Origin of the sequence: Mycobacterium sp. E2497 (assembly GCF_001668695.1) — a bacterium.
Taxonomy (GTDB): Bacteria; Actinomycetota; Actinomycetes; order Mycobacteriales; family Mycobacteriaceae; genus Mycobacterium.
Genome location: NZ_LZKD01000010.1, coordinates 38370 through 64737 on the forward strand (window position 1 = coordinate 38370; position 26368 = coordinate 64737).

24 protein-coding genes are annotated in these 26368 nt (G+C 67.8%); 11 read left to right on the forward strand and 13 right to left on the reverse strand.

Annotated features, from left to right (window positions below):
* Position 1: 1 nt before the first annotated feature.
* The 8 genes from A5713_RS00685 to A5713_RS00720 all read right to left on the reverse strand — a co-directional run bounded on the left by A5713_RS00685 (position 2) and on the right by A5713_RS00720 (position 8146).
* Complete coding sequence (locus A5713_RS00685) at positions 2 to 2053, reverse strand: FAD-dependent oxidoreductase (RefSeq protein ID WP_068091450.1); 2052 nt, start codon at positions 2051 to 2053, stop codon at positions 2 to 4.
* A 26-nt stretch (positions 2054 to 2079) separates the two neighbouring features.
* Positions 2080 to 3207 (reverse strand): NDMA-dependent alcohol dehydrogenase, encoded by a 1128-nt coding sequence (locus A5713_RS00690; protein WP_068091451.1) that lies wholly within the window; start codon positions 3205 to 3207, stop codon positions 2080 to 2082.
* A 154-nt stretch (positions 3208 to 3361) separates the two neighbouring features.
* Complete coding sequence (locus tag A5713_RS00695) at positions 3362 to 3901, reverse strand: hypothetical protein (RefSeq protein WP_068091456.1); 540 nt, start codon at positions 3899 to 3901, stop codon at positions 3362 to 3364.
* On the reverse strand, positions 3901 to 4110 hold the full coding sequence (locus A5713_RS00700; RefSeq protein WP_068056310.1) for a ferredoxin: 210 nt from the start codon (positions 4108 to 4110) through the stop codon (positions 3901 to 3903). Before A5713_RS00700 ends, A5713_RS00695 begins: the two co-directional genes overlap by 1 nt.
* A 3-nt stretch (positions 4111 to 4113) precedes the next feature.
* A complete protein-coding gene (locus tag A5713_RS00705; protein WP_068091460.1) occupies positions 4114 to 5472 on the reverse strand; it encodes a cytochrome P450 in 1359 nt (452 codons plus the stop codon).
* Positions 5469 to 6293, reverse strand: coding sequence for an SDR family oxidoreductase (locus tag A5713_RS00710; RefSeq protein ID WP_068091464.1), 825 nt, complete (start codon positions 6291 to 6293; stop codon positions 5469 to 5471). The genes A5713_RS00705 and A5713_RS00710 overlap by 4 nt, the downstream gene beginning before the upstream one ends.
* Complete coding sequence (locus A5713_RS00715) at positions 6294 to 7511, reverse strand: cytochrome P450 (protein ID WP_068091466.1); 1218 nt, start codon at positions 7509 to 7511, stop codon at positions 6294 to 6296. It lies immediately after the preceding gene.
* Positions 7508 to 8146 carry a TetR family transcriptional regulator gene (locus tag A5713_RS00720; RefSeq protein WP_068091468.1) on the reverse strand — a complete coding sequence of 213 codons (639 nt, stop codon included), beginning with the start codon at positions 8144 to 8146 and terminating at the stop codon, positions 7508 to 7510. The genes A5713_RS00715 and A5713_RS00720 overlap by 4 nt, the downstream gene beginning before the upstream one ends.
* Positions 8147 to 8369: 223 nt before the next feature.
* Here A5713_RS00720 and A5713_RS00725 point away from each other — a divergent pair, with 223 nt between their 5' ends.
* From A5713_RS00725 to purD, 5 genes are read left to right on the forward strand one after another with little or no spacing between them, the layout of a single operon-like run.
* On the forward strand, positions 8370 to 9839 hold the full coding sequence (locus A5713_RS00725; protein ID WP_068091471.1) for an aldehyde dehydrogenase: 1470 nt from the start codon (positions 8370 to 8372) through the stop codon (positions 9837 to 9839).
* A 13-nt stretch (positions 9840 to 9852) separates the two neighbouring features.
* Entirely contained in the window at positions 9853 to 10602 is a 750-nt protein-coding gene (locus tag A5713_RS00730; RefSeq protein WP_068091474.1) for an SDR family oxidoreductase, read from the forward strand.
* Positions 10599 to 11456, forward strand: a complete 858-nt coding sequence (locus tag A5713_RS00735) for an NAD(P)-dependent oxidoreductase (protein ID WP_068091476.1) — start codon at positions 10599 to 10601, stop codon at positions 11454 to 11456. The genes A5713_RS00730 and A5713_RS00735 overlap by 4 nt, the downstream gene beginning before the upstream one ends.
* Complete coding sequence (locus A5713_RS00740; RefSeq protein ID WP_067761468.1) at positions 11456 to 11890, forward strand: carboxymuconolactone decarboxylase family protein; 435 nt, start codon at positions 11456 to 11458, stop codon at positions 11888 to 11890. The genes A5713_RS00735 and A5713_RS00740 overlap by 1 nt, the downstream gene beginning before the upstream one ends.
* A 55-nt stretch (positions 11891 to 11945) precedes the next feature.
* The gene (gene purD / locus A5713_RS00745) at positions 11946 to 13214 is read left to right on the forward strand and encodes a phosphoribosylamine--glycine ligase (RefSeq protein WP_068091479.1); all 1269 of its coding nucleotides are present in this window, start codon (positions 11946 to 11948) and stop codon (positions 13212 to 13214) included.
* Here the strand turns inward: purD and A5713_RS00750 are convergent.
* Both A5713_RS00750 and A5713_RS00755 read right to left on the reverse strand, forming a co-directional pair.
* Positions 13211 to 14794 carry a gamma-glutamyltransferase family protein gene (locus tag A5713_RS00750; protein WP_068091481.1) on the reverse strand — a complete coding sequence of 528 codons (1584 nt, stop codon included), beginning with the start codon at positions 14792 to 14794 and terminating at the stop codon, positions 13211 to 13213. The genes purD and A5713_RS00750 overlap by 4 nt on opposite strands.
* Positions 14795 to 14969: 175 nt before the next feature.
* Positions 14970 to 15887, reverse strand: coding sequence for an alpha/beta hydrolase-fold protein (locus A5713_RS00755; RefSeq protein ID WP_068091483.1), 918 nt, complete (start codon positions 15885 to 15887; stop codon positions 14970 to 14972).
* A 73-nt stretch (positions 15888 to 15960) separates the two neighbouring features.
* Between A5713_RS00755 and A5713_RS00760 the strand changes: the two genes are divergently transcribed.
* Entirely contained in the window at positions 15961 to 16623 is a 663-nt protein-coding gene (locus tag A5713_RS00760; protein WP_067918842.1) for a TetR/AcrR family transcriptional regulator, read from the forward strand.
* On the opposite strand, the gene A5713_RS00765 is transcribed toward A5713_RS00760, so the two are convergent.
* On the reverse strand, positions 16557 to 17303 hold the full coding sequence (locus tag A5713_RS00765; protein ID WP_068091486.1) for a DUF429 domain-containing protein: 747 nt from the start codon (positions 17301 to 17303) through the stop codon (positions 16557 to 16559). The genes A5713_RS00760 and A5713_RS00765 overlap by 67 nt on opposite strands.
* Before the next feature lie 40 nt (positions 17304 to 17343).
* Between A5713_RS00765 and purB the strand changes: the two genes are divergently transcribed.
* The 3 genes from purB to A5713_RS00780 are packed head-to-tail and all read left to right on the forward strand — an operon-like array spanning position 17344 to position 21022.
* Positions 17344 to 18762, forward strand: coding sequence for an adenylosuccinate lyase (purB, locus tag A5713_RS00770; RefSeq protein ID WP_068091489.1), 1419 nt, complete (start codon positions 17344 to 17346; stop codon positions 18760 to 18762).
* Positions 18759 to 20006, forward strand: coding sequence for a cytochrome P450 (locus A5713_RS00775; protein ID WP_068091492.1), 1248 nt, complete (start codon positions 18759 to 18761; stop codon positions 20004 to 20006). Before purB ends, A5713_RS00775 begins: the two co-directional genes overlap by 4 nt.
* Positions 20003 to 21022, forward strand: coding sequence for a tellurite resistance/C4-dicarboxylate transporter family protein (locus A5713_RS00780; RefSeq protein WP_068091495.1), 1020 nt, complete (start codon positions 20003 to 20005; stop codon positions 21020 to 21022). Before A5713_RS00775 ends, A5713_RS00780 begins: the two co-directional genes overlap by 4 nt.
* On the opposite strand, the gene A5713_RS00785 is transcribed toward A5713_RS00780, so the two are convergent.
* Positions 20987 to 21607: a hypothetical protein gene (locus tag A5713_RS00785; RefSeq protein ID WP_067918836.1), complete on the reverse strand. Its 621-nt coding sequence runs from the start codon at positions 21605 to 21607 to the stop codon at positions 20987 to 20989. The genes A5713_RS00780 and A5713_RS00785 overlap by 36 nt on opposite strands.
* 64 nt (positions 21608 to 21671) lie before the next feature.
* Here A5713_RS00785 and A5713_RS00790 point away from each other — a divergent pair, with 64 nt between their 5' ends.
* A complete protein-coding gene (locus A5713_RS00790) occupies positions 21672 to 22559 on the forward strand; it encodes a phosphoribosylaminoimidazolesuccinocarboxamide synthase (protein WP_067918834.1) in 888 nt (295 codons plus the stop codon).
* The gene (locus A5713_RS00795) at positions 22556 to 24706 is read left to right on the forward strand and encodes a S9 family peptidase (RefSeq protein WP_068091498.1); all 2151 of its coding nucleotides are present in this window, start codon (positions 22556 to 22558) and stop codon (positions 24704 to 24706) included. Before A5713_RS00790 ends, A5713_RS00795 begins: the two co-directional genes overlap by 4 nt.
* A gap of 16 nt (positions 24707 to 24722) precedes the next feature.
* On the opposite strand, the gene A5713_RS00800 is transcribed toward A5713_RS00795, so the two are convergent.
* Positions 24723 to 26342, reverse strand: coding sequence for a DHA2 family efflux MFS transporter permease subunit (locus A5713_RS00800; protein ID WP_067918849.1), 1620 nt, complete (start codon positions 26340 to 26342; stop codon positions 24723 to 24725).
* Positions 26343 to 26368: the final 26 nt, after the last annotated feature.

The window sequence follows — 26368 nt, forward strand, 5'->3', positions numbered from 1 at the left end:
ACTAGATCGCGCACGCGGCGCGCGCGCCTTCCTCTGTGGCTTTGCGGATCAGCCCCAGCCCGGTGCAGTCGCCGGCGGCGTGCACCTGGGCGCCGGGGAGTGCGGCGACGAGCGCGTCGAACAGGGTGGTGTCGGGTTCGACGGCGCCGGCCAGCACCACGCTGTCGGCAGGCAGCCGCCGGCCGGTGCCACCGGCGGGGGCGAATACCACCGCTTCGGTGGTGATCCGCTCCACGGTGGCCCGGACGTGCACGGTGACGCCCAGCCGGTCGAGTCGGTCCATGTGCTCGGTCTTGCGTTTGTTGCCCACTTCGGGGGCGATGTTCCTGCCGGACTCGAGTATTGACACCAGCCGGCCGCGGCTGGCCAGGAATTCGGCCAGTTCCAGGGCGACCAGATCGCCGCCGACGATGACGACCCGCCGCCCCAGCGGCATCCAGGCGCGGCTGGCCAGCCGGACCGCGGCGGGCCGCACCAGCCGCTGCCGCCAGCCGCCCAGCGCCGCGGCCCCCAGGCGCTGCCAGGCCGGGCCGGATTCGGCTCGCCCGCCGAGTAATTCGCGTAGCCCCGGCCCCGTCCGCACGTGCGGCAGCTCGGAGCCGGGGACTTCCGGCACGGCGACCCGGCCGCCGGTGGCCACCACCACCGCGTCCGGTGCGGATTCGACGATGTCCTGAGCCGAAATATCCTGGCCCAGATGGACTTCCGTGCCACTGCGGTTGATTTCATCACGCAGGTAGCGCAGGAACGGCTGATTCTCTGGGTGCAGGATCGAAGCCCAGCGCAGGGCCCCGCCCAGCGTGGCGCTGCGCTCGAACAGGATCACGCGGTGGCCCCGTTCGGCGGCCACCCGGGCGGCCTCCAGCCCTGCGGGCCCGCCCCCGATCACCACCACGCGCTTGGCCCGTGCGGCGGGAGCCGGGGACATCTCGCGTTCTTTGCCGGTGCGGGGATTGACGGCGCAGTCGACGGAGAATCGCTGTTCCATTGCGTCGATGCAGTTTTCACAGGAGATGCACCGGCGGATCCGGTGCGCCTGACCGTTGCGCAGCTTGCTCGGCAGGTCGGGATCGGCCAGCAGGGGGCGCCCCATCGCGATGAAGTCGGCCCGCCCGTCGGCCAGGATCCGCTCGGCCCTGACCGGGTCGTGGATGCGACCGACGGCGATCACCGGCACGTCGACCACCTGCTTGACCGCCGCCGCGGCCCCGACGTTGAGCTCGTCGCCGTCGTCGGCGCCGTTGACCATCCCGGTCACCAGCCGATCGATCACCCCGCCGCTGACGTGGAACGCGTCGACGCCCGCGGCCACGAATTCCGGTGCCAGTTGCGCGGTCTCGAAGATGGGCCGTCCACCGGCGACTCGTTCGTAGCCGGAGATCCGTAGCGTGATCGGCAGCGTGTCGCCGATCTCGGAGCGGATCGCGGCGAGCGCGTCGAGCACCACCCGCGCCCGCCCCCGCGCCGAATCACCCCGATAGTCGTCGGTGCGCCGATTGCGTTGCGGGGCAAGGAAGGAGCCCAGCAGCATGTAACCGTGCGCGGCGTGCAGTTCGATGCCGTCGTACCCGGCCTCGACCGCACGCCGCGCCGCGGCCTTGAACAAGTCGAACACTTCGCACAGCTGTTGCTTGCTGATCTCGACCGACGGTCGCCCGGTGAGGTAGGAGGGGATCACCGACGGGCCCAGGGACGGGACACCGAACATCTCGGGCCCCAGGCCGTCGGGCCCCGCGTGCACGATCTGGGGCTGGATCCTGGCGCCGTGCTCGTGCACCACGTCCACCAGCGCCCGGTGCGCGTCGACGGCCGTGTCGGTCGCCAGGTGCAGGCCCCCGGGCGTCTCGGGGTGGTGGTGGTCGATCCCGGTGGCGCCCACCGTGATCAAGCCGACACCGCCCCTGGCGCGCGCGGCGAAGTAGTCGCGGGTGCGTTGCGACGGCAGCCCGTCCGGCGTGCCGTACATCGTCTCCATCGGAGACATGACGACGCGGTTGCGCACCGTCATGGCGCCGATCCGTCCCGGCGCCAGCAGGTGCCCGAACTCGGTCATTCGGACCCAGTCGGTGGGGGCGGCTGTTACCTGTCGGCGTCCGTGTACCGGATGACGCCGCGAATGTTCTTGCCGTCCAGCATGTCCTGGTAGCCCTCGTTGATCTGCTCCAGGCGGTACTGGGTGGTGACCATGTCGTCCAGGTTCAGCTTGCCGGCCTTGTACATCGACAGCAGCTGCGGGATGTCGTACTGCGGGTTGCCGCCGCCGAAGATGGTGCCCTGCAGGTTCTTCTGCATCAGGGTGAGCATCGCCAGGTTCAGGTTGACGTTGGTGTCCAACAGGCTACCGATGGCGGTCAGTACGCAGGTGCCGCCCTTTTGGGTGATGTTGAGGTAGTTGTCGACGTCGGCGCCGTGCAGTTCGCCGACCGTGACCACGACCTTGTGAGCCATCAGCCCGTAGGTGACCTCCATGATGCCCATCAGCGCGGCGTTGATGTCCGGGTAGACGTGGGTGGCACCGAATTTCAGCGCCTGATCCCGCTTCCATTCGACCGGGTCGATCGCGAAGATGTAGCGCGCGCCGGCGTTGACGGCGCCCTGCAGCGCTGCCATGCCGACCCCGCCGACGCCGACGATGGCGACGTCCTGGCCCGGCCGGATGTCGGCGGTGCGGACCGCCGAGCCGTAGCCGGTGGTGACGCCGCAGCCGACCAGGGCGGCCACCTCGAACGGTACCGACGGGTCGATCTTCACCACCGAGCTGCGGTGCACGACCATGTACGGCGAGAAGGTGCCCAGCAGCGTCATGGGAAAGACGTTCTGGCCGCGGGCCTGGATGCGGAAGGTGCCGTCGGAGACCGCGGCGCCGCCGAGCAGCCCGGCCCCGAGATCACACAGGTTGCGCAGGCCGGCCTGACACGTCGGGCATTGCCCGCAGGACGGGATGAACGACAGCACCACGTGGTCGCCCGGGGCGATGTCCTCCACGCCCGGACCGACCTCGGTCACGATGCCGGCACCCTCGTGCCCGCCCAGCACCGGGAAGCCTGCCATCGGGATTCCGCCGGTGACGAGGTGATGATCGGAGTGGCACATGCCCGCCGCTTCCATCTGGATCTTGACCTCGTGTGCTTGCGGGTCGCCGATCTCGATTTCCTCGATGGACCACGGCTGGTTGAACTCCCAGATCAATGCGCCTTTTGTCTTCACGATGGTCCTGACCCCATTTCGCCTTTGAATCGATCAGAGCTGCCCGGCTCCTTCATGCCGGACAACTTGGTGACGGGCGCCACAGGCACCCTTGTCGCGTCAGCATAGCGCGTGGAACAAATCAAATGCTTGGTTGGTCCGCCCGGGCTCCGGCTCACCAGATCGGGACCGGCGCCTGGCCGAGCGGGTAGTAGCCGGGCAGCTTCTCGCCGGCGATGCTGCGCTCGATCCGCTTCTGCATGCCGTCGCTGAGGTCGCCCGATTCGATGAGGTCGGCGAACATCTTCGCGACGTGGCCGAAGTCGAAGAAGTCGCGTTGCCACTCGATGAGGTTGTCGGCATTGAGGCGGAACCAGCTGCCGCCGATGCCGTAGATCTCGTCCTGGGTGCCGTCGGACTTGTTGACGATCTGCTTCCAGAAGCCGACGATCTCGCGCTGCTTCTCGTCGATGAGCACCTTCTGGTACTCGTACACCCAGTTCTCCAGGCCCTCCATCTCCAGGCCGAGGGCGATGTCGCGGATCTCGTCGACGCCGACGCACATCACGTCTTCCTTGGGGCCGATGTTCCAGCCGTAGGTGGCGTCGGCGGCGTAGAAGTCGGCCAACGGCCGCCAGTCACCGGCCTTCTCACAGTCCTTGTTGGCCTGCAGCCAGCGGTCGACCCATGACTCGAGTTCCTCGCGTGACGCCATTATCGGTCTTCTTTCTCTCTGATGAACAGTGCATGCGTTGGGCACATATCGACCGCGCGTTCGACTTCGTCGCGGGCGTCTTCGGGCGGTTCGGGGTCGACTATTTCGACCTTGCCCCGTTTAGGCACCCGGAAATAGTCGGGCGCCTCCAGTTCGCACATGGCATGGCCCTGGCACAAATCCAGATCCACTTCAATTCGAAATCCCATGACTTATCCGGCTTTCCGCTTGCGGTAGCGGACCTTCGCCGGCCGGGCGAGTTGGACGACCATTTTGGAGTGGTCGTTGTGATAGCTGTCGGCGGGTTGGGCCATCTCGAAGTCGTACTCGCGCAACAAGACCGAGAAGATGGCCTTGATTTGCATCTGGGCGAACGCGGCGCCGACGCAGCGGTGACGTCCCGCGCCGAACGGAATCCAGGTCCACCGGTTGACGATGTCGGCCTGTTCGGGCTTGTTGTAGCGATCGGGCTTGAAGGCGTCCGGATCGGGGAAGTCCTCGGGAATCCGGTTCGAGATCGCGGGTGAGGCGGCGACGTAGTCACCGGCGTGGATCGGGAAACCCTCGACCTCGAACTCGCCCTTGGCGACCCGCATCAGGATGATCAGCGGGGGGTGCAGCCGCAGCGTCTCCTTGACCACGTTGTCCAGCTTCGGAATCGACCGCAGCGCATGAAAACTCACCTCCTGGCCGTCGGCGTAGAGCTCCTCGAGTTCGGCCAGCACCTCGGCGTAGACGTCGGGATGGCGGATCAACTCGATCAACGTCCACGCCGACGTTCCGGAGCTGGTGTGGTGCCCGGCGAACATCAGCGAGATGAACATGCCGGTGACCTCGTCGGCGGAGAAGCGCGGATTGCCGTCCTCGTCCTTGATCGAGACCAGCACGTCGAGCATGTCGCGGTCGCTCTTGTCCTTGGGTGGGTTGGCGATTCGCTGATCCATGATTTCCTGCACCAGGGCGACGAGCTTGACGCGGGCCTCGTCGCGCAGCTTGAAACTCTCGATCGGCAGGTAGGGGTCGACGTAGCACAGCGGGTCGGTGCCGCGCTCGAGCATGTGGTAGTAGTCGGCGAACCGGTGGTCGAGCTGCTCGCGGAACTTCAGCCCGATCAGGCACGCGGTCGAGGTGTAGATGGTCAGTTCGGCGAAGAAGTCGAGCAGCTCGATCTCGCCCTCGTCGCCCCAGTTGGCGATCATCTTCTTGACTTCGCCCTCGATGGTGGCGGCGTGGCCCTTCATCTGCTCGCCGCGCAGCGCGGAGTTGTGCAGCATCTCCTTGCGCCGCTCGGGGCTGGCGTCGAACACCACGCCCTTGCCGAAGATCGGCGTCATGAAGGGGTACGCCTCGGCCTGGTCGAGTTCCTCGTCCGCCGAACGGAAGAAGAACTCGTTGGCGCCGGCCCCGGAGAGCAGGATGACGTGCTTGTCGACCAGCTGGAACCAGCCCACGTCGCCGCATTCTTCCCGGACGCGCTTCATCAAACCGATTGGGTCGGTGCGGAACTCCTCGAGGTGACCGTGCGCTTCCTCACCGCCGGATACCCGCGGCACGATGGCGGTTGTTGTCATGACGGCATCCCCTCTTCGCCGAGCGCGAGCTTCTGGCGGTCTTTCTTGTCGGCCAACGGCGCTTCGGGTTGAAGCTCCATGTTCGCGATGAAGCCACCGCGCGGGGTCTCGGCCACGAACGTGATGGCTCGCGCCAGGTCCGCCGCGCGCAGGAAGTAGTCGTGGCGAGCCTGGCCCCACTTGGCCCAGTCCTCGAGCGCGGGTCCGATCTTCTCGGCCGGAAGGCTCCAGCCCATCGACGTCTTCGTCGGGCCGGGGTGCACGATCGACGCCCGCACGCCGGTGCCCTCGAGCTCCATCTGGAAGTTGGTGACCATCGCGACGAGCGCGGCCTTGGCCGCGCCGTAGGCGCCCATGTGCGGCCGCTGACGCAGGGCGACGTCGGACCCGACGAAGATCAGGTCGCCGCGCTGGCGCTCGAGCATGCCGGGCAGCACCGCGGCGGCCAGCCGGTTGGCGCCGACGAGGTGGATCTGCAGCTGCGACTCGAACTCGTCGGTGGTGATCTCGGCGAGTTTGCCGAAGTAGGTGTCGCCCGCGCCGGCGACCAGGATCTCGATGTCGCCGAGCGCGTCGACGGACTGCGCGACAAAGGCTTTCACCGAGTTGGGGTCGGTGACGTCCAGGTGGAATCCGACCGCTTCGCCGCCCTCGGCGTTGATCTTGCCGACGATGTCGTTGAGCTTCTCCACCCGGCGGGCGCCGAGGGCCACCGGGAAGCCGTGCGCCGCGAGCTCGATGGCGGTGGCCTCTCCGATGCCGGAGGAGGCACCCGCCACGATGGCCGGCCGGCGTGCGGGCAGGGGGTCAAAGCGGGGCATTCAGCGGACCTCCACGGTCATGGGTAGGTGAGCGAATCCGCGGACATTGCTGGAGTGGACGCGGACGGCGTTGGCCTCGTCCACCTCATATCCGCGGATTCGCTTGAACAACTCGGTCAGCGCGACCCGGGCTTCCATCCGCGCCAGATGCGCGCCCAGGCAGAAGTGCGCGCCACTACCGAAACTCAAGAGCTTGGGCCCGATCTCGCGCCCGATCAGATAGTCGTCGGGGTTGTCGAACACCCGCTCGTCGCGATGGCCCGAACCGGGCAACAGCAGCAGGACGTCGCCCTCGGGAATCGTGGTGTCATACAGGGTGAGCTCACCGGACACGGTGCGCGCCAGGATCTGGCTCGACGTGTCGTAGCGCAGGGTCTCCTCGACCCACAGCGGCACCCGCGACAGGTCGGCGTAGACCGGGGCCAGTTGGTCCGGATTCTTGTGACCCCAAAAGGCGGCATTGGCAAGCAGTTTGGTGGTGGTCTCGTTACCGGCGATCACCATCAGGAACATGAACCCGAGGACTTCCTCGTCGGTCAGCCGGTCGCCGTCGATCTCGGCCTCCAGCAGGGCCGAGGTCAGATCGTCGGTCAACTGCTTGCGCCGTTCGGCCACCATTCCCTGGTAATAGACGATCAGGTTGATGGAGGCCTCGACAGCCTCCGGTGGCACGTCGGTGACACCGTCGGCGCGGTGCATCACCCCGTCGGCCCAGGCCCGGACCTGGGCGCGGTCCGGCTCGGGGACGCCCATCAACTCGCTGATGACGTCCATGGGCAGCTTCCCCGCGAACTCGTCGACGTAGTCGACGGTGCCGCCCTTGGCGTTTTCCAGCATGGTGTCCAGGTGCTGGGTGGCGATCTCGGTGACGCGGGGCTCGAGTTCGCGAATCCGCCTCGGGGTGAATCCCTTCGACACCAGGGTCCGCAGCCGCAGGTGCGCGGGATCGTCCATCGCCAGAAACGACATCGTTTTCGACGCGTGCGGACCGCGCGACGCCGGGTCGAGCGAAACGCCGTACTTGTTGGATAGCGTTGTGCTGTTGCGGAATCCCTGCAGCACGTCCTGGTGCCGCGACAGCGCCCAGAACTTCAGCTCCTCGTTGCGATACAGCGGGGCCTCGTCGCGCAGCCGCTTGTAGTACGGGTACGGGTCTTCGTGGAAGTCGTAGTCGTAGGGATCGAGGACCAGGTCGTGGTCGCCAACGTGAACGGTCATTCGGTGGTTGTCTCCTGGCTCGTCTCTGCCGCGCCGGTGAGGATCAGCCGCACCACATAGGCCAGCCGGTCGGCGATCTCGCGGTAGGTGAATTCGCCGCTGCCGGCCTGCACCAGCGCGCCGAAGAAGGACATCTCCAGCGCGGACACGGCGGTGGGGTCCGCGTCGGGGCCCATGGCCGAGGTGATGCGGCGGTGGATCTCCGCGCCGATCCGGTCGCGCGCGGCTGCCACCGCGGGCTCGGCGCCGCCGCTGAGCAACGCCGTCGTGCACGCGGCGCTGACCTCGGGCTCGTCGGCGACCACCAGGGCCAGGTGCCGCAACACCTGTTCCACCCGGTGGGGCATCGGGTCGTTGACGTCGGTGAAGTAGGGGACCTGCCGCACCAGGTCCAGGTAGACCTCGGCGATCAGATGGTTCTTCGACGAGAAGTAGGTGTAGGCGGTCGCCGGCGCGACTTTGGCGCGGGCAGCCACCGCGCGCACCGTCAGGTCGGCGTAAGACTTCTCGCGGAGCGTCTCGATGCCGGCCGCGAGCACCTTGCGGAAGGTCTCCTCCTGCCGGCGGTTGCGCGCCGGCCGGCCGGTCTGGTGGTCGGCCTGCGACGTGATCGCCACCAGTGCATCGCTGGACACATGTCCAAGCTATCGGACCGACTCGGACTGAGGCAAGCCCGACCGGTGAAGATGCCGGTTAATGTGGCGTTTTTTGGCGCGTCGCCGCCGTAGCCGGGATCGGCCCTTGCACCGCCGACGCCCCGGCGGCTATGGTTCCATCGGAGAATATCGGACAACTGTCCACCGAAATGTCTCCTGGATTTCGCGTAGTCAATGTGGTCCGCACAGACGGGAGCGGGAGATGGCCTTGCTGGCCGACGGCGTGAGTGCACTCTTCATCGACGGCAAGATGTCGCCCGGCAGCGCCGGCACCTTCCCGACGATCAACCCGGCGACCGAGGAGGTGCTCGGGGTCGCGGCCGATGCCGACGCCAACGACATGGGCCGCGCCATCGACGCCGCGCGCCGCGCTTTCGACGAGACGGACTGGTCACGCAACACCGAGCTGCGGGTGCGATGCGTCCGCCAGCTGCAGCAGGCGATGCAACGGCACCTCGAAGAGTTGCGCGACCTGACCATCGCCGAAGTCGGCGCGCCGCGGATGCTCACCAGCATCGCCCAGCTCGAGATCCCGGTCAGCGACCTGGCCTTCGCGGCGGACACCGCCGAATCCTATGTCTACAACCAGGATCTCGGCCTGGCGTCGCCGATGGGCATCCCCACCCGGCGCACCATCGCCCGTGAGGCCGTGGGCGTCGTCGGCGCCATCACCCCGTGGAACTTCCCCCACCAGATCAACCTCGCCAAGATCGGGCCCGCGCTGGCCGCCGGCAACACCGTCGTCCTCAAGCCCGCCCCTGACACCCCCTGGTGCGCGGCCGTGCTGGGGGAACTCATCGCCGAGCACACCGACTTTCCGCCCGGCGTCATCAACATCGTCACGTCCAGCGACCACGGCGTGGGCGCGCTGTTGGCCAAAGACCCTCGGGTGGACATGGTTTCGTTCACCGGGTCGACCGCTACCGGCCGCAGCGTGATGGCCGACGGCGCCGCGACCATCAAGAAGGTCTTCCTCGAGCTGGGCGGCAAGTCGGCGTTCATCGTCCTGGACGACGCCGACCTGGGCGGCGCGGTGGGCGTGGCCGGATTCTCGGTCTGCATGCACGCCGGGCAGGGCTGCGCGATCACCACCCGGTTGCTGGTGCCGCGGGCGCGGTATGACGAAGCGGTTTCCATCGCGGCCGCGACAATGGGCGGCATCAAGGCCGGCGACCCCACCGATCCCGGAACCATCTGCGGGCCGGTGATTTCCGCGCGCCAGCGCGACCGGATCCAGGGCTATCTCGACTCGGCGATCGCCGAGGGCGGAACGTTCGCCTGCGGGGGCGGGCGGCCGGCCGACCGTGACGTCGGCTTCTTCATCGAGCCCACGTTGATCGCGGGCCTCGGCAACGATGCCCGCTGCGCGCGTGAGGAGATCTTCGGCCCGGTCCTGACGGTGATCCCGCACGATGGCGACGACGACGCCGTGCGCATCGCCAACGACTCGCCATACGGGTTGTCGGGCACCGTGTTCGGCGCGGACCCGGACAGGGCGGCGACCGTCGCCGCGCGGGTTCGCGCGGGCACGATCAACGTCAACGGCGGCGTCTGGTACTCGGCCGACGCGCCGTTCGGCGGTTACAAGCAGTCCGGAAACGGCCGCGAGATGGGGCTGGCCGGTTTCGAGGAGTACCTGGAGACCAAGACCATTGCGACGGCCGTCAACTAGAGGAGTTTGAAGCATGCGATTCGAGAACAAAGTCGCCATCGTCACCGGGTCCGGCGGCGGCATCGGCCAGGCCTACGCGGAGGCGCTGGCCCGGGAGGGCGCGGCGGTCGTCGTGGCCGACATCAAGGCAGAGGCGGCGCAGGGAGTGGCCAAGCAGATCGTGGCCGACGGCGGCACCGCCCTGGCCGTCCCGGTCGACGTGTCCGACCCGGCGTCGGCCAAGGCGATGGCCGACCGCACACTGGCCGAATTCGGCGGCATCGACTATCTGGTCAACAACGCGGCGATCTTCGGGGGCATGAAGCTGGACTTCCTGCTCACCATCGACCCCGATTACTACAAGAAGTTCATGAGCGTCAACCTCGACGGCGCGTTGTGGTGCACCCGCGCGGTGTACAAGAAGATGGCCAAGCGTGGCGGCGGGGCGATCCTGAACCAGTCGTCCACCGCCGCGTGGTTGTACTCGAACTACTACGGCCTGGCCAAGGTCGGCATCAACGGCCTGACCCAGCAGCTCTCCCGCGAACTGGGCGGGCAGAACATCCGCATCAACGCGATCGCGCCCGGGCCCATCGACACCGAGGCCAACCGGACCACCACGCCGCAGGAGATGGTCGCCGACATCGTCAAGGGTCTGCCGTTGTCTCGCATGGGAACTCCCGAAGACCTGGTCGGAATGTGCCTGTTCCTGCTGTCCGATGAGGCGTCGTGGATCACCGGGCAGATCTTCAACGTCGACGGCGGGCAGATCATCCGGTCATGACTGAGCACGCGAAGCTCGGGTACATCGGCCTGGGCAACATGGGCGCGCCGATGGCCAGCAAGATGACCGAATGGCCCGGCGGAGTAACGGTTTACGACATCAGGACCGAGGCCATGACGCCCCTGGCCGCGAAGGGCGCCGGGCTGGCCGACAGCGTCGCAGACGTCGCGGCCGCCGACATCATCCACGTCACGGTCTTGGACGACGCGCAGGTGCGCGAGGTGGTCGGCGAACTGGCGGCTCACGCCAAGTCCGGCACGGTCATCGCGATCCACTCGACCATCAGCGATACCACGGCCGCGGAACTGGCCAGCGATCTGAAACCACGGGGGATCCACATCGTCGACGCGCCGGTCAGCGGAGGCGCGGCCGCCGCCGCGAAGGGTGAGCTCGCCACCATGGTGGGGGCCGATCGCGAGGTGTACGAGCGGATCAAGCCGGCGTTCAAACACTGGGCAGCGGTCGTCATCCACGCCGGCGAGCCGGGCGCGGGGACACGAATGAAGTTGGCGCGCAACATGTTGACGTTCACGTCGTATGTCGCGGCGTGCGAAGCGATGAAACTGGCCGAGGCGGCGGGCCTGGACCTGCAGGCGCTGGGCCGGGTGGTCCGTCACACCGACGCCCTCACCGGCGGGCCGGGAGCCATCATGGTCCGCAACGACATGAAAGACCTTGAACCAGAAAACTTCCTGTACCAGCCCTTTATGCACACCCGCGGCCTCGGCGAAAAAGACCTCAGCCTGGCGCTAGGTTTGGGCGACGCGTTGTCGGTCGACCTGCCGCTGGCCCGGTTGGCTTACGAGGGACTGGCGGCCGGCCTCGGGTTGCCACACACAGAGAAAGAGGCGTGATGGACGAACTTCGCCGCAAGGGCCTCGAGAAGATGAACGAGGTCTACGGCTGGGAGATGCCCAACATCGAGGGCGACGCGTACTTCGACCTGACCGTCGACCACCTGTTCGGCAGCATCTGGACGCGACCGGGGTTGTCGATGCGCGACAAGCGCATCATGACGCTGACGGCGGTGACCGCGGTCGGGAACCGCGACCTGGCCGAGATCCAGATCAACGCCGCGCTGCTCAACGGGGAGCTCACCGAGACCGAGCTGAAGGAGATGGCCGTCTTCCTCACCCACTATCTCGGGTTCCCGCTGGGTTCGGCGCTCAACGGCGCCGTCGACGCCGTCGTCGCCAAGCGCAGGAAGGCCGCGGCGAAGGGCGCCGGAGAGGACAAGAAGGCCAACGTGGACGCCGCCCTGAAGATGCACTCCGGGGACAAGGACTGACCCGAATACGGGTGCCGTGGGCGTGCGGCATTTGCCCGGGCTAGTCTGACGTGTCGTGCGAGTCCTGGTAATCGGTTCGGGCGCCCGTGAACATGCGCTGCTGCTGGCGCTTCGGAAAGACCCGCAGGTCACGGCACTAATCGTCGCCCCCGGCAATGCGGGCACCGCCCGGGTGGCCGAGCAGCACGACGTCGACATCAGTTCGGGTGACGACGTCGTCGCCCTGGCCCGTGACGTCCGGGCTGATCTGGTGGTCATCGGTCCCGAAGTACCACTCGTGCTGGGCGTGGCCGACGCGCTGCGCGCCGCGGGCATCGTCTGCTTCGGGCCCAGCAAGGATGCCGCCCGGATCGAAGGGTCGAAGGCGTTCGCCAAAGAGGTCATGGCCGCGGCGGGCGTGCGGACCGCGGCCAGCGAAACCGTCGACAACCCCGCCCATTTGGATGCGGCCCTGGACCGGTTCGGGCCGCCGGCGGGCGACCCGGCCTGGGTGGTGAAGGACGACCGGCTGGCCGCGGGCAAGGGCGTGGTGGTGACCGCGGATCGCGGGGTGGCCCGCGCGCATGCCGCCGCGCTGCTCGAGGCGGGCCACCCGGTGCTGCTGGAGTCTTACCTGGACGGTCCCGAGGTGTCACTGTTCTGCGTCGTCGACGGCGAGACCGTGGTGCCGCTGTTGCCTGCGCAGGACTTCAAACGTGTCGGCGAGGGCGATACCGGACCCAACACCGGTGGCATGGGCGCCTACGCACCGGTTCCGTGGCTTCCCTACGAGCTGTACCGGGACATCGTCGCCAACATCGTCGAACCCGTTGCGGCCGAGATGGTTCGGCGGGGCAGCCCGTTCCGCGGGTTGCTGTACGTCGGGCTGGCGATCACCGCAAAAGGACCGGCGGTGGTGGAATTCAACTGCCGGTTCGGCGATCCGGAGACCCAGGCCGTGCTGGCGCTGCTGGAATCGCCGCTCGGGCAGCTGCTGTACGCGGCGGGTGCCGGCCGGCTCGCCGACTTCGGTGACCTGCGTTGGCACGAGGGCGCCGCCGTCACGGTGGTGCTGGCCGCGGAGAACTATCCCGGCCGCCCCCGCGTCGGTGACGTGATCACCGGCGTGGAGACCGAGGGGGTGTTGCACGCCGGTACGGCGCGACGCGACGACGGCGAGGTCGTCTCGTCGGGCGGTCGGGTGCTCTCGGTGGTGGGCACCGGCGCCGACCTCGCTGCGGCCCGAGCGCAGGCGTACCGGCTGATGGGGTCGATCCGGTTGCCCGGCAGCCACTTTCGGCGCGATATCGCGCTGTTGGCCGCCGAGGGCAAGATCAGCGTCTAGAACCCCGCGGCCTGGCCGTCGCGGCGTGGATCGCTCGCCGCGAAGTAGCCGCCGTCGAGCCGCCAGATCGCCTGACAGCTGCCGAACTGGTTGTAGTCGTCCACCGCAACCAGGTCATGCCCGCGGCGGCCGAGCTCGTCCAGCGTCGCGGCGGGGAAGCCTTTCTCGCAGGCGACCTGCAGGCCCTGCACCCAGCGGAACCGTGGGCCGTCACACGCGGCCTGGGGATTCTGCCCCTGGTCGGCGATGCGCACCATCACCTGGGTGTGCCCCTGAGGTTGCATCGTTCCGCCCATCACGCCGAAGCTCATCACCGGGGCGCCGTCTTTGGTGACGAAGCCCGGGATGATGGTGTGGTAGGGCCGTTTGGCGGGCCCGACCCGGTTCGGATGACCCTCAGCGGCAACGAAATTCGCCCCGCGGTTCTGCAGTGATATGCCGGTGCCCGGCACCACGACACCCGATCCGAATCCCATGTAGTTCGACTGGATCATCGACACCATCATTCCCGCGGCGTCGGCTGCGGTCAGATAAACGGTTCCCCCGCCCGGCGTGCCCGCCGACGCCGGCAGCGCCCGCCCCCGGTCGATCAGGGCCGCGCGCTGCCTCAGGTAGTCGGCGTCGAGCAGCTGTTGCGGATGCACCGGCATGTGCTCGATGTCGGCGACGTAAGCCTGCGCGTCGGCGAATGCCAGCTTCACCGCCTCGATCTGAAGGTGCACGCTGTCGGCGGAATCGACCGCGAGCGAAGCCATGTCGAAGTGCTCCAGGATCCCCAGGGCGATCAGGGCCACGATCCCGTGGCCATTGGGCGGGATCTCGTGCACGGTGTAGCCGCGGTAGGAGCCACTGATGGTGCCCACCCAGTCGGCGCGGTGAGCGGCGAGGTCGCTGGCCCGCATCACGCCGTCGTTGGCCGCTGCGTGCGCCTCGAGTTGGGCGGCCAGCTCGCCGCGGTAGAACGCCTCGCCATTGGTCGCGGCGATCTTCTCGAGCGTGGTGGCCTGTTCGGAAAACTGGAACCGCTCACCGGGTTTCGGTGCCCGCCCCCCGGGCATGAATGCCGCCGCGAAGCCGGGCTGTCGTTCGAACAGCGGTAGCTGCGCCTTCCATTGGTCCGCGACGGTCGGCGATACCAGAAACCCGTTGCGGGCGTATCGGATTGCAGGCTCGAAGAGTGTGCCGAACGGGAGCTTGCCAAACTTGGCATGCAGTTCGGTCCATGCCGACACCGCGCCCGGGACGGTCACCGCGTTCCAGCCCAGCGCGGGAACGGCCTTGGCGCCGAAGTATTCCGGTGTCCAGGCGGCGGGCGAGCGGCCGGACGCGTTCAGCCCGTGCAACTGCCGGCCATCCCAGACGATGGCGAAGGCGTCGGAGCCGATGCCGTTGGACACCGGCTCCACCACGGTGAGGGCGACGGCGGTGGCGATGGCCGCGTCGACCGCGCTACCACCCTCGGCGAGCATTCGAAGGCCCGCTTGGGCGGCCAGCGGTTGTGACGTGCACACGACGTTTTCCGCCAGCATCGGTTTCCGCGGCCAGGCGTACGGGAAGTTCCAGTCGAAGGGCGCGGTCACCCTGCGATCGTCGCACGAGTCCTCAAGCGGGCCCAACGGAAATCCGGCCCGCGAAAGGCATTGTGTTCTCCCCGACTTTGATATCGCGCGCGATATCGAGTTTCACAATTGCATGATGCCCGTGTGCTGGTGCCGAAGTGACTGGCGTGACGGGGGACACCCCCAGGCCCAGGCCTCAGGCCGTCAGTAGCGGCGCCATCCAGGTCAACTCGGCCGGCAGCTGCGAGCTCCAGAACTCTCCGTTGTGCCCGCCGGGCGAGAACCCGCCCGCAGGCGGATGGGGCAGCTGCGCGATGAACTGCTTGGTCGCGGCGTAGAACGGGTCGCTGTCGCCGCAGTCCACCCGGATTGGAATCGACGCCAGCGCAGGCATGCCGAACACCGAGTTCGCCGCGAAGTCGTCGGGCCCGTCGAACGCGCCCGGCGCGGCCGCACCGGAGGAGAGCCACAGTGCGGGACTGACCGCGCAGATCGCCGCGGTGCGTGCCGGACCCAGCCGGCCGCCGAGCAGCAAGGCGCCGTAGCCGCCCATCGACCATCCCAGAAACGCCACCCGCGAGGTGTCCAGGTTCTGGCTCCCGAGCATCGGAATGAGCTCGTCGAGCACCATGGCCCCGCTGTCCTCGCCGGAAGCCCGCTTGTGCCAATAGCTGCCACCGCCGTCCACGGCGACCACCGCAAACGGCGGCAGCCCCGCATTGACGGCCTGCGCCAAACCCTGTTCCACGCCGCCGGCCATCACCGTGGACGCATCACTGCCCTTGCCGTGCAGCGCGATCACCGGTCGCAGTGCCTTGGTCTGGCCGGGCGGGCGCGCGATGGCCCAGTTGGTGTTGATCCCGCCGCGCGCCGCAGAAACGAAGGAACCCGTCACCATGGTGGGTGCTGGTTGCCCCGGGGGAGCGGGCTCGAGAGGCGCGCTCGGCGGCGGCGCCAGCGGCCCCTGGGTGCCGACCGGTGACAGCGGCACGGCCTGAGATGGTCGGGGCTTGAACAAAATGTCGAGCCCATACGTGCCCACTGCGCCCGCCGCGGCGCCGGCGCCGAGGACCAGCAAGGCGCGGCGGCTCATTTCGGGCATGCGGGCCATCATGCCACGTTGGTCTCGCGGGCCGTTTGACGGAAATGGCAATGCAGTACCACTTTGACTGGCACGATGGCTACTCGTGACCTCAGCAGTCACTCCCAAGGGAGAACGTCGACGGTATGCGCTGGTGAGCGCCGCCGCCGAGTTGCTCGCCGAAGGCGGATTCGATGCGGTGGGTCACCGCGCGGTCGCTCGGCGCGCCGGACTGCCGCTGGCGTCGACGACGTATTACTTCTCGTCCCTTGACGATTTGATCGCACGCGCCGTCGAACACATCGCAATGATCGAGGTGGCGCAGCTGCGGTCTCGGGTCTCCGCCCTGTCCCGACGGCGTCGCGGACCCGAAACCATCGCCGAGGTGTTGGTCGACCTGCTGGTCGGAGACGTGTCCAGCCCGGCGCTCAGCGACCAGTTGATCTCGCGCTACGAGCGACACATCGCGTGCACCCGGCTCCCCGCGTTGCGCGAGACCATGCGTCGCAGCCTGCGGCAGCGCGCCGAGGCCGTGGCCGAGGCCATCGAGCGTTCGGGCCGCACGGTGCACATCGAGCTGGTGTGCACGCTGATCTGTGCGGTCGATGGCTGCGTGGTGTCCGCTTTGGTCGAGGGCCGCGACCCTCGCGCGGCGGCGGTGGGAACGGTGGTCGATCTCATCGACGTGCTCGCGCCCATTGATCAGCGGCCGGTCCGGTCGGCCGGCAACGACGGCGTCACGATGTACCCGGTGGCGAAGTCCCCGTAAATCGTTACCTCCGCCGGGCGGCGCTGCGCGTACAACGCCACGTAGGCGCAGACGACGGCATCAACCGGATCCTCGGCGCGGCGCAGCTCACTCTTGCGCTGGGCGGTGGTCACGCGGTGGCGCAGCCGAACCCAATCCTCATGACCCGCCACGCGCAAGGGCACCGGTGCGTGCGCGAGCTTTTCGATGCCGTCCATCAGCAAGAGCAGCTCGGACTTGAGCTGGTCGACTCCCCGGCCCGGCTTGGCCTTGTACTTGAGCGTTCGCGCCAGCCGGAAGAACACCACGGTGGCCGGATGGGGGTAGACCTCGATGGCGCGGCGCGGTGCCGCTGACCGTGGGTCCATGTCGAGCCCCATCGCGTGCGCCAAGCGCGCCGCGCGCGGCCCGTCGGCGAACTCCGGTTTCGCCGTGTTGGCCGGGTGCGCCCCGGCCTCGAACCTGCGGAAGTCGCGGTTGAGTGCGGCCTCGGCGGGACGCTGGCCCGTCGGGTTGGTCACCACCAGCGGAGCGTCGAAGGCGACCACGCACGGCCCCCGCACATGGGGCGACAACGCGGCGAGCACCCCGGCGTCATCGCAGGCGGCGCCGATGTGCACCAGGAGGCCCCTCGAGTCGACGACCGCAACGCCGGTGGGGTTGTGCCCGGCCCAGGCCAGATCGACGCCGGCGAAGTACATCCTGCCTAGGGTAGGGCGGCGGATCGTAAGCTCTATGTCTGTGAGCATTCCGAATGTCCTGGCCACCCGGTACGCCAGCGCGGAAATGGTCGCGATCTGGTCGCCGCAGGCCAAGGTCGTCGCCGAGCGCCGGCTGTGGCTCGCGGTGCTGCGCGCGCAGGCGGAGCTCGGGGTGGACGTTCCGCAGGACGCCATCGCCGACTACGAGCGGGTGCTCGAGGACGTCGATTTGTCCTCGATCGCCGAACGCGAGCGGGCGCTGCGCCACGACGTGAAAGCCCGCATCGAGGAGTTCAACGCGCTGGCCGGGCACGAACACGTGCACAAGGGCATGACCAGCCGCGACCTGACCGAGAACGTGGAGCAGCTGCAGATCCGGCGATCCCTGGAAGTGGTCTTCTCCCATGGGATCGCGGTGGCGGCGCGGCTTGCCGAGCGCGCGGTGGAATACCGCGACCTGGTGATGGCCGGGCGCAGCCACAACGTCGCCGCGCAGGCCACCACGTTGGGCAAGCGGTTCGCGTCCGCCGCGCAGGAGACGCTGATCGCGCTGACCCGGCTGCGCGAGTTGATCGACCGCTACCCCCTGCGCGGGATCAAGGGCCCGATGGGCACGGCCCAGGACATGCTGGACCTGCTGGACGCGAACCCGGCCAAGCTGACCGAACTCGAGCGACGCGTGGCCGAATTCCTCGGCTTCGCAACCGTTTTGACCAGCGTCGGGCAGGTCTACCCCCGTTCGCTCGACCACGACGTGCTGTCCGCTCTGGTGCAGCTGGGTGCGGGCCCGTCGTCGCTGGCCCACACCATCCGGCTGATGGCCGGGCACGAGCTCGTCACCGAGGGATTCGCCCCCGGCCAGGTCGGCTCGTCGGCGATGCCGCACAAGATGAACACCCGCAGCTGCGAACGGGTCAACGGGTTGCAGGTGGTGCTGCGCGGTTACGCCTCGATGGCCGCCGAGCTGGCGGGCGCGCAGTGGAACGAGGGTGACGTGTTCTGTTCGGTGGTGCGCCGGGTTGCGTTGCCTGACAGCTTCTTCGCCATCGACGGGCAAATCGAGACGTTCCTGACGGTGCTCGACGAATTCGGCGCCTACCCCGCGGTGATCGCCCGCGAGCTGGATCGCTACCTGCCGTTCCTGGCCACCACCAAGGTGCTGATCGCCGCGGTCCGGGCCGGAATGGGCCGCGAGGCCGCGCACCACGTGATCCGCGAACACGCTGTCGCCACGGCCCTGGCCATGCGCGAGCGCGGCGCGGAACCCGACCTGCTGGATCGGTTGGCCGCCGACGAGCGGCTGCCGCTGGACCGGTCCGCGCTCGATGCCGCGCTCGCCGACAAGGAGGCGTTCGTCGGTGCGGCCGGTGACCAGGTGGACGAGGTGGCGGCGATGATCGACGCATTGGTGAGCCGCTATCCGGACGCCGCCAAGTACGCGCCGGGCGCGATCCTGTGACTCTCGCCGGGGCGCTCGCGGGGATCGACTTCACCGATCTCGACAACTTCGCCAACGGTTTTCCCCACGAGCTGTTCGCCATCCACCGGCGCGAAGCGCCCGTGTACTGGCACGAGCCGACCGACAACACCCCCGACGGCGAGGGCTTCTGGTCGGTCGCCACGTATGGGGAAACGCTCGAGGTGCTGAAGGATCCGGCGACATACTCGTCGGTCACCGGCGGCGGGCGGCCATACGGAGGCACGCTGCTGCAGGACCTGGCCATCGCCGGCCAGGTACTGAACATGATGGATGACCCGCGTCACTCGCAGATCCGGCGACTTGTCAGCTCGGGGCTGACGCCGCGGATGATCCGGCTGGTCGAAGACGATCTGCGGGCACGGGCGCGCCGGCTGCTCGATGCCGTGGTGCCCGGCGAACCGTTCGACTTCCTGGTTGACATCGCCGCAGAGCTGCCGATGCAGATGATCTGCATCCTGCTGGGAGTGCCCGAGTCCGAACGGCATTGGCTGTTCGAGGCCATCGAGCCGCAGTTCGACTTCGGCGGTTCGCGCAAGGCCTCGCTTTCTCAGCTGTCGGTAGAAGAGGCCGGGTCGCGGATGTACGACTATGGCCGGCAGCTGATCGCATCGAAGCGGGCGGAGCCGACCGAGGACATGCTGTCGGTCGTCGCGAACGCGATGGTCGACGATGCGGATGCGCCATCGCTATCGGATCTCGAGCTGTACCTGTTCTTCAGCCTGCTCTTCAGCGCCGGCGCCGAGACGACGCGCAACGCGGTCGCCGGCGGGCTGCTGGCGCTGGCCGACCATCCGGAGCAACTGCGGGCGCTGCGTGGGGATCTCGACACGCTGCCGACCGCCGTCGAGGAGATCGTGCGGTGGACGTCGCCGTCACCGTCCAAGCGCCGCACCGCCACCCGCGACGTCACGATCGGCGGACAGCCGATCCTGGCGGGGCAGAAGGTTCAGATCTGGGAGGGTTCGGCGAATCGCGACGCCGACGTATTCGAGCGCGCCGACGAATTCGACATCACCCGAAAGCCGAACCCGCACTTGGGATTCGGGCAGGGTGTCCACTATTGCCTGGGCGCCAACCTGGCCCGTCTCGAACTGCGGGTGCTCTACGAGGAGCTGTTTTCACGGTTCGGGGCGGTACGGGTGGTGCGGCCGGTGGAATGGGCTCGCAGCAATCGGCATACCGGCATCCGGCACCTGGTGGTGGAACTCTCCGAGGAGCGGTGAGGATCGGACCCGCCGATGTCGAGCCGACACCGGACGTCTTCGCCGCCGTGATGGCAACCGGCATCCTGTCGATCGCCGCGCGCGACCACGGCTATGGCCGGATCAGTGACACGCTGGGCGTCGTCGCGACCGCCGGCCTGGCCGTCCTGACGCTCCTGGTTCTCGCAACGGTGCTTGGCAGGCGTCGCACCTCGCGCTGGGACGCGACGGACCCGGATGTCACCCTTCGGTTGTTCACCTTCGTCGCCGCCTGCGCGGTCATCGACACCCGGCTGCAGTCCAACGTGTGGGTGCTGCGGACGCTCGGCGCGGTTGGGCTGTGCTCGTGGCTGGCGCTGATCGCGCTCAGTTCGCGGAGCATGTTGACGCGCCGATGGGCGACGCTGCGCGACCATGCCCATGGGGCGTGGGAACTGGGCAGCGTCGGAACCTCTGGGCTGGCGATCGTGATCGCCCGGGCGGCGTACCACACCGGACATCGCTGGTGGGTGGCCGTTGCCGTGGCCGTGTGGGTGATCGCCATCCTCATCTACGCGCTGATGACCTGGCTGATCCTCTGGCGGGTGGTCAGCGAAAGGCAGGACCGGGACGGATTCGAGCCGGACAGCTGGATCCTGATGGGCGGCATGGCGATTGCGACGCTGGCCGGTGACAGCATTCATCCCCTGGCTCCGGCCTGGCTGGCCGGGCCGGTCCGCACGGTCACCGTCGTGACGTGGTTGGCGGCCACCTTGTGGATACCGCCGCTGATCTACTTCGGCCTGCACCGGATCAGCCGCCGTCCCAATATGCTGCGGTTCGCCGGCGTGTGGTGGGCTTTCGTCTTTCCGCTTGGTATGTATTCCGCGGCCAGTTACGCCATGGCGGCCGAGACCGGCCACCCATCCCTGCTGACGGTTTCGCTGGTGTTCTTCTGGGATGCGTTGGCGGCGTGGCTCATTGTCCTCGTCGCGGGGCTGCTGCTCTTCGGTCGCGCGCTGCTAAGCGCGGCGGATCGAGATGCCGGCCGCCCGTAGTTCGAGCGCCGCCAGGGCCCGGATGGTGAGCGGATCTTCCCGGCGCCACCCGCCGACCGGATCCACGCTGATGGCGGCGAGCTGCCGCGGCGCCCGGTTCGTCAGGGCCCGCAGGGCCAGCAGTTGCTCACCGGCCGGGGTCGCTGCCAGGGCGCTCACCGTCAGCTTGCGTCGAAAGAACCGCAGCCGCAGCAAGAGCCACGGCACGTCCGCCACCAGGATCGGGACCGCGACGACGGCCATCGCGAGCAGGATCGCCAGCCAGCTCGCGGTGGAGTCCAGGTCGTGACCGGCGCCGGCAAGATCCAGGGCCGCCTGGCTCGCGGAGTTCAGCGGCTTGCTGATCGCGTCGCCCACCAGGGGGATGTGCTGGGTGTCGTGACCGGCCGACGCCAGATTGCCGGCGAGGCCGTGCGCCCCGCTCTCGACCTGCCGGCCGGCCTCGGCGATCGTGGACACGGCGTCATAGACGGCCAGCCCGACCAGTAGCCAGAGCGCCGTCCACATGATGACGGCGAAATCGCTCAGCAGCTGGGCCATCAGTCGGCCGGGCCGGGTGGAGTAGGGCAGCAACCGCGGTGTCATACTCCCGATCCCAGCACAGCTCCCGACGGATGTGCCCTTCTGAGGTGCCGGATAGGCTGACCCGATGCGACCTGCACTGTCCGACTACCAGCACCTGGCCAGCGGCAAGGTACGCGAGATCTATCGTGTCGACGACGAACACCTGCTGCTGGTCGCGACCGACCGGATCTCGGCGTACGACTACGTCCTCGACAGCACGATCCCGGACAAGGGCCGCATCCTGACCGCGATGAGCGTCTTCTTCTTCGGTCTGGTCGACGCGCCCAACCATCTGGCCGGTCCGCCGGACGACCCACGCATCCCGGACGAGGTCCTCGGCCGTGGGCTGGTGGTGCGGCGGCTGGACATGCTCCCGGTGGAGTGCGTCGCGCGCGGTTATCTCACCGGGTCGGGATTGCTGGATTACCAGGCGACCGGGAAGGTCTGCGGCATCGCCCTGCCGCCCGGCCTGGTCGAGGCGAGTAAGTTCGCCGAACCGCTGTTCACTCCGGCCACCAAGGCCGCGCTGGGGGATCACGACGAGAACATCTCGTTCGACACGGTGATCGAGTTGGTGGGTGCGGTGCGTGCCAACCAGCTGCGCGACCGCACGCTGCAGACCTACGTTCAGGCCGCAGACCACGCCCTGACGAAGGGAATCATCATCGCCGACACCAAGTTTGAGTTCGGCACCGACCGCGATGGCAACCTGCTGCTGGCCGACGAGATCTTCACGCCCGACTCGTCGCGATACTGGCCGGCCGAGGATTACCGGGTGGGGGTGGTGCAGACGAGTTTCGATAAACAGTTCGTCCGTAACTGGCTCACCAGCCCCGAGTCCGGCTGGGATCGCCACGGCTCGCAGCCGCCACCGCCGCTGCCCGAGCACATCATCGACGTCACGCGGGACCGTTATATCGATGCCTACGAACGCATTTCCGGCCTGAGCTTCGGTGACTGGATCGGCGCATGACGGAAGCGCGCGCCGATGCAGCGCCCCGCGGGCGGGAAGTGCTTCCAGTGCCACCCGTCGCCAAGCGGCACGACACCAGACGCGAGCATCACGGCGACGTCTTCGTCGACCCCTACGAATGGCTGCGTGACAAGTCCGACCCCGAAGTCATCGCCTACCTCGAGGCGGAAAACGGCTACGTCGACCAGATGACGGCCGATCTCGAGCCGTTGCGGCAGAAGATCTTCGATGAGATCAAGGCGCGTACCAAGGAGACCGACCTGTCGGTGCCGACGCGGCAGGGCGACTGGTGGTATTACGCTCGCACTTTCGAAGGAAAGCAGTACCGGGTCCAATGCCGTTGCCCGATAGCCGGTCCCGATGACTGGGATCCGCCGGCCTTCGAGGAGGACACCGAGATTCCCGGCGAGCAGGTCCTGCTCGACTCCAACGCCGAGGCGCACGGCCATGAGTTCTTCGCACTCGGTGCCGCCACCGTCAGCCTCGATGGGAACCTGCTGGCGTATTCGGTCGACGTCGTCGGCGACGAACGCTACACGCTGCGGTTCAAGGACCTGCGCACCGGCGAGCTGTATCGCGACGAGATCCCCGACATCGGGGCGGGAGCGACATGGGCGGCCGACAACCGCACCGTCTACTACCTGACCCTGGATGCTGCCCACCGCCCCGACAAGGTCTGGCGCTACCGCGTTGGCTCCGGTGAGCCGGCGGAGCTGGTGTATCACGAGGCCGACGAACGGTTTTGGCTTGGCGTGGGGCTGACCCGCAGCGAGGCCTACATCTTCATCGCATCGGGCTCGTCCATCACCTCCGAGTACCGGTATGCCGATGCCGCCGATCCGCATGCCCGGTTCACCGTGGTGCTGCCACGGCGCGAGGGCGTCGAGTACTCGGTCGAGCACGCGGTGGTCGGCGGGCAGGACAGGTTCCTGATCCTGCACAACCAGGGCGCGGTGAACTTCATGCTGGCCGAGGCGCCGGTCGACGACCCGACCCGGCAGCGAACGCTGATCGGCCACCGCGACGATGTGCGGCTCGACGGGGTGGATGCCTTCGCCGGCCATCTGGTGGTCAGCTACCGGCGAGAGGCGCTGCCGCGGCTGCAGGTATGGGACATCGAACCCGAGGGCCGATTCGGTGAACCCGAGGAGATCGCGTTCGACTCCGAGTTGATGTCGGCCGGTACGGCCGGCAACCCGAGCTGGGATGCGCCCAAGCTGCGGATCAGGGCGGGGTCGTTGGTCGTTCCGGCGCGGGTGTACGACGTCGACTTCGCCACCGGCGAACGTACCTTGCTGCGCGAGCAACCCGTGCTCGGTGGTTACCGCATCGCCGACTACGTGGAGCGGCGGGACTGGGCGCTTGCCGACGACGGCGCCCGAATCCCGGTGTCCATCGTGCACCGCGCCGGCATCGAATCTCCGGCGCCGGCCCTGCTTTACGGATACGGCGCCTACGAGATGTGCATCGATCCCAGCTTTTCCATCGCACGGTTGTCGCTGCTGGACCGCGGCATGGTGTTCGCCATCGCCCATGTCCGCGGTGGCGGTGAGATGGGTCGGCCGTGGTACGAACACGGCAAGCTGCTGGAGAAGAAGAACACCTTCACCGACTTCGTCGCGGTGGCAAGGCACTTGGTCGACACGGGGGTCACGAGGCCCCGGCAACTGGTGGCGTTGGGCGGCAGCGCGGGCGGCCTGCTGATGGGGGCGGTCGCCAACCTGGCGCCGGATCTGTTCGCCGGGATCCTCGCGCAGGTCCCATTCGTCGACCCGCTGACCACCATCCTGGATCCCTCGTTGCCGCTGACCGTCACCGAATGGGACGAATGGGGAAACCCGTTGCAGGACAAGGACGTCTACGTCTACATGAAGTCCTATTCGCCTTATGAGAATGTCGAGACCAAGCGATATCCGGCCATTCTGGCGATGACTTCGCTGAACGACACCAGGGTCTACTACGTCGAGCCCGCCAAGTGGGTGGCGGCGTTGCGGCACGCCAACGGCAACGGCAGTCCGGTCCTGCTGAAGACCCAGATGAACGCCGGGCACGGCGGAGTCAGTGGTCGCTACAAGGCGTGGCAGGAAACCGCATTCCAGTACGCCTGGCTGCTAGCCGTCGCCTCCGGTCACCGCGACGGCGGCTGACACGGCGATTGCGGGCTCACTCGCCGGCCACGTGGGCCGGCACCTTCTTCGGCAAGAACCACGCCGGGATCATCGTCAACGCGACCAGCACGACAGCCAGCACGTAGACCACCGTGTACGCGTGGGAGAGGCTGTTCATGAGGTTGCTCGCGAAATCCGGGCTGGTCGTTAGCCGTGGAATGGCGGACGGATCGACCGGCTGCCCGCGCCTGGCGGCCTCACCTTGCAGCTCCGCCAACTTGTTGGCGCTGGCGATGTACGCGTTGTGGTTGAACTGATTGGTCAAGATCACCGCCATCAGGGCGGCTCCGATCGAGCCACCTATCTGTTGGTTGACGCTCATCAGCGTCGTCCCGCGGGCGATCTGCTGCGGCGCCAGGGATTGCATGAGCACCGCATTGAGCGGCGTCGTGGTGAAGCCGATGCCCAGGCCCATGACCGTCAACCCGGCTAGCAGCGTCGGTTGGTAGGCGGCCTGCCTGGCCACTCCGAAGGTGAATATGCCGAGGCCCGCGGCCATCAGCGCGAGGCCGACCACGACGATCTTGCCCGGCCCCCGTCGGTCCACGTAGGCCCCGCCGAGCGGCATGGTCACCAGGGCGCCGACCCCTACCGGCACCATGTGCAGCCCGGCCTGCATCGGGGTCTCGTGGAGCACCACCTGGAAATAGCTCGGGACCAGCAGCCCGGCGCCCACGAAGGCGACGGCGAACACCAGCAACGTCACATTGACCTCTGTGACCACCCGGTTTCGGAAAAGCCTCAGGTCGATCAGCGGATGATCCGCGCGATACCAGGCATGCCAGACGAACGCGACGATCAAGCCCAGCCCGAGGAGCGCCGGTATCAACACGTAGCGGTCGGCCACAGTGCCGCGGCCCGGGATGGACGACACGCCGATCAGGAACGCGGCCACGCCGGGCGACAGCAGCAGCACCCCGACGAAGTCGAAGGCCTCCGACGGGGACGAGCGGTCTTTGGCGAACATGATCGCCGCGAGAGTGAACGCGACGAGCCCGACCGGCAGGTTCACCAAAAAGATCCATTTCCAGCCGTACGTATCGATCAGCCAGCCGCCCAGAATTGGGCCACCGATGGGGCCGAGCAGAATCGGAAGGCCACCGATCGCCATCAGCCGACCGACGCGCTTCGGTCCGGCCTCGCGCGTCAAGATCACAAAGCTCAGCGGTAACAGCATGCCGCCGCCGATACCTTGGACCACGCGAAAGATGATGAGGGTCAGAATATTTGGTGCCAACGCGCACAGGAGCGAGCCCAGCGTGAACAGCAAGACCGAACCCATGAACAGCCGTTTGGTGCCGAAGCGGTCGGCTGCCCAACCAGTTACCGGGATCACCGTCGCAAAAGCGAGCATGTAGCCGGCGATTGTCCAGGAGACGATGGCCTGGGTGGAGCCGAATTGCGCGAGGAACGTGGGCTGCGCGACGAGCACGACGGTGTTGTCGAGGATCGCCATGATGCAGGCCAGCCCGCACACCCCGGCGATGCGGAGCAGCGCAGCGTCCAGTTTGTCGGGAGACTCGCGTCTGTCCGTGTCCGCTCGCGCGGTTGAACCGGGGTGGCCCGCGGCATCGGAAGGGGCGGAATAGGCCTTCTGCATCGTGCTGCCGAGCATATCGAGTCCCATACCCGTCCGCGGAA

Excerpts from the sequence above, each read along its gene's own strand:
- A5713_RS00700 (WP_068056310.1), bottom strand. The coding sequence starts at position 4,110 with ATGGGATTTCGAATTGAAGTGGATCTGGATTTGTGCCAGGGCCATGCC.
- A5713_RS00730 (WP_068091474.1), top strand. The coding sequence starts at position 9,853 with ATGCGATTCGAGAACAAAGTCGCCATCGTCACCGGGTCCGGCGGCGGC.
- A5713_RS00785 (WP_067918836.1), bottom strand. The coding sequence starts at position 21,607 with ATGACACCGCGGTTGCTGCCCTACTCCACCCGGCCCGGCCGACTGATG.
- A5713_RS00740 (WP_067761468.1), top strand. The coding sequence starts at position 11,456 with ATGGACGAACTTCGCCGCAAGGGCCTCGAGAAGATGAACGAGGTCTAC.
- A5713_RS00715 (WP_068091466.1), bottom strand. The coding sequence starts at position 7,511 with ATGACCGTTCACGTTGGCGACCACGACCTGGTCCTCGATCCCTACGAC.
- A5713_RS00790 (WP_067918834.1), top strand. The coding sequence starts at position 21,672 with ATGCGACCTGCACTGTCCGACTACCAGCACCTGGCCAGCGGCAAGGTA.
- A5713_RS00710 (WP_068091464.1), bottom strand. The coding sequence starts at position 6,293 with ATGCCCCGCTTTGACCCCCTGCCCGCACGCCGGCCGGCCATCGTGGCG.
- A5713_RS00735 (WP_068091476.1), top strand. The coding sequence starts at position 10,599 with ATGACTGAGCACGCGAAGCTCGGGTACATCGGCCTGGGCAACATGGGC.
- A5713_RS00795 (WP_068091498.1), top strand. The coding sequence starts at position 22,556 with ATGACGGAAGCGCGCGCCGATGCAGCGCCCCGCGGGCGGGAAGTGCTT.
- A5713_RS00705 (WP_068091460.1), bottom strand. The coding sequence starts at position 5,472 with ATGACAACAACCGCCATCGTGCCGCGGGTATCCGGCGGTGAGGAAGCG.
- A5713_RS00765 (WP_068091486.1), bottom strand. The coding sequence starts at position 17,303 with ATGTACTTCGCCGGCGTCGATCTGGCCTGGGCCGGGCACAACCCCACC.
- A5713_RS00695 (WP_068091456.1), bottom strand. The coding sequence starts at position 3,901 with ATGGCGTCACGCGAGGAACTCGAGTCATGGGTCGACCGCTGGCTGCAG.
- A5713_RS00685 (WP_068091450.1), bottom strand. The coding sequence starts at position 2,053 with ATGACCGAGTTCGGGCACCTGCTGGCGCCGGGACGGATCGGCGCCATG.
- A5713_RS00755 (WP_068091483.1), bottom strand. The coding sequence starts at position 15,887 with ATGATGGCCCGCATGCCCGAAATGAGCCGCCGCGCCTTGCTGGTCCTC.
- A5713_RS00800 (WP_067918849.1), bottom strand. The coding sequence starts at position 26,342 with ATGCTCGGCAGCACGATGCAGAAGGCCTATTCCGCCCCTTCCGATGCC.
- A5713_RS00725 (WP_068091471.1), top strand. The coding sequence starts at position 8,370 with ATGGCCTTGCTGGCCGACGGCGTGAGTGCACTCTTCATCGACGGCAAG.